5 protein-coding genes, 1 tRNA gene and 1 pseudogene are annotated in these 3,313 nt (G+C 69.8%); 4 read left to right on the top strand and 3 right to left on the bottom strand.

Translation table 11 applies throughout. The features are described 5' to 3' along the window. The first annotated feature begins 102 nt into the window (after positions 1-102). Positions 103-1,050, top strand: a complete 948-nt coding sequence (locus VF592_RS06585) for an acetyl-CoA carboxylase carboxyltransferase subunit alpha (protein WP_331004818.1) — start codon at positions 103-105, stop codon at positions 1,048-1,050. A gap of 78 nt (positions 1,051-1,128) precedes the next feature. Here the strand turns inward: VF592_RS06585 and VF592_RS06580 are convergent, their stop codons facing one another. Together VF592_RS06580 and VF592_RS06575 are read right to left on the bottom strand one after the other, a co-directional pair. Further along, positions 1,129-1,308 carry a Flp family type IVb pilin gene (locus VF592_RS06580; RefSeq protein WP_331004819.1) on the bottom strand — a complete coding sequence of 60 codons (180 nt, stop codon included), beginning with the start codon at positions 1,306-1,308 and terminating at the stop codon, positions 1,129-1,131. 124 nt (positions 1,309-1,432) lie between these two features. After that, complete coding sequence (locus tag VF592_RS06575) at positions 1,433-1,624, bottom strand: Flp family type IVb pilin (protein WP_331004817.1); 192 nt, start codon at positions 1,622-1,624, stop codon at positions 1,433-1,435. Between the two features lie 30 nt (positions 1,625-1,654). Between VF592_RS06575 and VF592_RS06570 the strand changes: the two genes are divergently transcribed. Then, positions 1,655-2,080, top strand: a complete 426-nt coding sequence (locus VF592_RS06570; protein ID WP_331004816.1) for a (deoxy)nucleoside triphosphate pyrophosphohydrolase — start codon at positions 1,655-1,657, stop codon at positions 2,078-2,080. A 97-nt stretch (positions 2,081-2,177) separates the two neighbouring features. Here the strand turns inward: VF592_RS06570 and VF592_RS06565 are convergent. Next, a tRNA-Cys gene (locus VF592_RS06565) sits at positions 2,178-2,251 on the bottom strand. A gap of 166 nt (positions 2,252-2,417) precedes the next feature. On the opposite strand from VF592_RS06565, the gene VF592_RS06560 reads away from it, so the two are divergent. Both VF592_RS06560 and VF592_RS06555 read left to right on the top strand, forming a co-directional pair. Beyond that, positions 2,418-3,089: a protein-L-isoaspartate O-methyltransferase gene (locus VF592_RS06560; protein ID WP_331004815.1), complete on the top strand. Its 672-nt coding sequence runs from the start codon at positions 2,418-2,420 to the stop codon at positions 3,087-3,089. A gap of 23 nt (positions 3,090-3,112) precedes the next feature. Further along, positions 3,113-3,313 (top strand): annotated as a pseudogene (locus VF592_RS06555) (hypothetical protein); the annotation flags it as partial.

The following is a 3,313-nucleotide window of genomic DNA, read 5'->3' as shown; positions in this document are numbered from 1 at the left end:
CATGTGGACGCGGGTCGCCTGGTCGAGCTGGTGGAGACGCGCCATCCCCTGGCCGATCCGGGGCTCGTTGACCTGGAACGGCGCCGGTCCTAACCGCCGCCGATGCCATCGTTCCTAGATTTCGAGAAACCGATCGCCGAGCTTCAGGGCCGGATCGACGAACTGCGCGACACCGCGGTCGACGGCAGCGTCGATATCACGGTCGAGGTGTCGCGGCTCCAGGCCAAGTCGGACAAGCTGCTGCGCGACACCTTCGCCCGGCTGACCCCTTGGCAGAAGACGCAGGTGGCGCGGCATCCCGAGCGGCCGCATTTCAAGCATTACGTGGCCGGGCTGTTCGACGAATGGCTGCCGCTGGCGGGCGATCGCGCCTTCGCCGACGATCAGGCGATCCAGGGTGGGTTCGCGACCTTTCGCGGCCGGCGCGTGATGGTGCTGGGGCACGAGAAGGGCGACGACACCGCCAGCCGGCTGCGGCACAATTTCGGGATGGGCAAGCCGGAGGGGTATCGCAAGGCGATCCGGCTGGTCGAGATGGCCGACCGATTCGGGCTGCCGATCGTGACGCTGGTGGACACGTCGGGCGCGTTTCCGGGCGTGCAGGCGGAGGAGCGCGGGCAGGCCGAGGCGATCGCGCGGTCGACCCAGGCGTGCCTGGCGGCGCGCGTGCCCGTGGTGTCGGCGATCGTCGGCGAGGGCGGTTCGGGCGGCGCGGTGGCGCTGGCGGCCGGCAACCGGGTGCTGATGTTCGAGCATGCGGTCTATTCGGTCATCTCGCCCGAGGGCTGCGCGTCCATCCTGTGGCGGACCGCCGACAAGGCGGCCGACGCGGCGGAGGCGATGAAGATCACCGCGCAGGATCTGCGCGCCTTCGGCGTCATCGACCAGATCGTGCCCGAGCCCGTGGGGGGCGCGCACCGCGCCCCCGGGGCCGCGATCGGCGCGCTGGCGGACGCGATCGAGGCGAATCTGCGCGATCTGGACACGACATCGCCGGACCAGCTGCGCCAGGGGCGGCGCGACAAGTTCCTGGCAATGGGGCGACTATAGGAACGCAAAAAGGGCGGCGAGGCTTTCGCCCGCCGCCCTTCCGCCATACGGTCGCCGCTGGTGCGGCGACCGAGTGTTTTAGGCGGCGGCCGTGCCCTGGCCCATCTTCGTATTGACGTTGTTGAACGTCGCCTTCAGCTGGTTGCCCAAACCGCCCATGGCGACCGTCGCGGCGACGGCGATCAGCGCGGCGATCAGGCCGTACTCGATGGCGGTCGCGCCCTTGTTGTTCTTGAGAAACTTGCGGATCGTCTGCATTCCCGTCTCCATGGTTCGAAGCTTCATTCACCCGGCTGAACCGGACGTACCGGGGCAGCGAGGACCGTGATATCGGGGGAGTCTTGAGAAACCCTTAAGGCGGGTCCGACGCGGTCCGGGTCGCTCAGGCCTTGGCGAGCACTTCGCGCGCGACGTGGTTCCACAGGGCGTTGATGGTGTCGGCCAGCCCGCTGAGGCCGACGAACATCGCGACCACGACGAGCGCGGCGATCATGCCATATTCGACCGCGGTCGCGCCGCGGCGGCTCCGCAGCACGGCGGCGAGCAGGCGGACGGGGGCATCGAGCGAGCGCATGAGCCCGATATAGAAGGAAAGGCTTAAGAAATGCCCAAGGACAGGACCGACGCGGCCGGGCCGCCCTTGCTCGTGGTGGCCGGGGCGTTGATCGATTCGCGCGGACGGGTGCTCGTCCAGCAGCGCCCGGCAGGAAGCTCGATGGCCGGGCTTTGGGAATTTCCCGGAGGCAAGCTGGAGCCGGGCGAGACGCCGGAAGCCGCGCTGGTTCGCGAACTGGCGGAGGAACTCGGGATCGCGGTGGGCATGGGCGCGCTCTCGCCATGCGGTTTCGCGAGCGTGCCGCACGGGGAGCGCCATCTGCTCCTCCTCCTGTATATCGCGCGCGAATGGACGGGCGACCCGCGGCCTCTCGACGCGGCGGCGCTGCGCTGGACGGCGCCGAACGCGTTGCACGCGCTGGCGATGCCGCCGGCGGACCGCCCGCTCGTCGACATGCTGAACGCGGTGCTGTGAGCGGGCCATCGCTCGCGGCCTGCGACGGGCCGCGATCAGGTCCGACCTCGCCTGTCGACTAGAGCCCGGCGGAAACCCGCGATTTCTTCGCGTGAGGTGGAGGCCCGACCGGGAATCGAACCCGGGTGCAAGGATTTGCAGTCCTCTGCGTCACCACTCCGCCATCGGGCCCCGATGCGGCCCGCGCCCTTGCACGGGACGGGGCGGCGGTGTCAACCGCCGCGGCCGGCCATGGTCGGATCGCATCCGGCTCGACGAGCCGGGCGGCGCCCGATAGGAAGGACGACATGACAAGGTGTATTGCTTCCCTAAAACGCTTGTGCGACAGAATGCGGCCATGACCACGCTCACCACCCAGTCCCCCGAGACGTTCGAGGCGATGCGCCAGGCGATGGTGTCGAGCCAGCTGCGCACCAACGCGGTCAACGATCCGCGCGTGGTCGCGGCGATGGCGCTGGTGCCGCGTGAGCGCTTCGTGCCCGACGATCAGCGCGCCTTCGCCTATCGCGACGCCGCCCTGCCCCTGGGGCGGGGGCGCTATCTGAACGTGCCGATGGCGACGGGGCGGCTGCTGACCGAGGCCTATCTGGAACGCCACGACCGGGTGCTGCTGATCGGTTCGGCGACCGGTTACACGGCAGCGGTGCTGGCGGAGCTGGTCGAGCATGTCGTCGCGGTCGAAAGCGATCCTGCGCTGACGGCGATCGCCCGAGAGGCGCTGGGTGCGCAGGCGCGGATCGATCTGGTCGAGGGGGCGCTGGACGCGGGTGCGCCGTCCCGGGCGCCGTTCGACGTGCTCATGATCGACGGCGCGGTCGAGTTCGTGCCCGATGCGTTGCTGGGGCAATTGGTGCCCGACGGCCGTGTGGTCACCGGCCTGATCGATCGCAACGTCATCCGTCTCGCTTCGGGCCGCAGGAGCGCGGGCGGGTTCGGGCTCGCGACCTTCGCCGATGTCGATTGCGTCGTGCTGCCCGGCTTCAGCCGGCCGCGCGGCTTCAGCTTCTGACCAGCGCCGGGGGGCGACCGATCGTGATCCGAATCTTGTTTCTCGCCGGGGTGGCATTCGCCCCGCTCGCCGCGCCTGCGGGGGCGGAGACGTTGCGCGAGGCGTTGCTGAGGGCTTATGAGGGTAATCCGCAGATCACGGGGCAGCGCGCGGCGCAGCGCGCGCTGGACGAGGACGTGCCGATCCGCCGCGCGGACGGTTTGCCCAGTGCGGACGCGCAGGGG

The organism is Sphingomonas sp., from assembly GCF_036388435.1.
Taxonomy (GTDB): Bacteria; Pseudomonadota; Alphaproteobacteria; order Sphingomonadales; family Sphingomonadaceae; genus Sphingomonas.
Note: the sequence above shows the minus strand (reverse complement) of the source record. Positions and strands in the feature narration are given on the sequence as shown.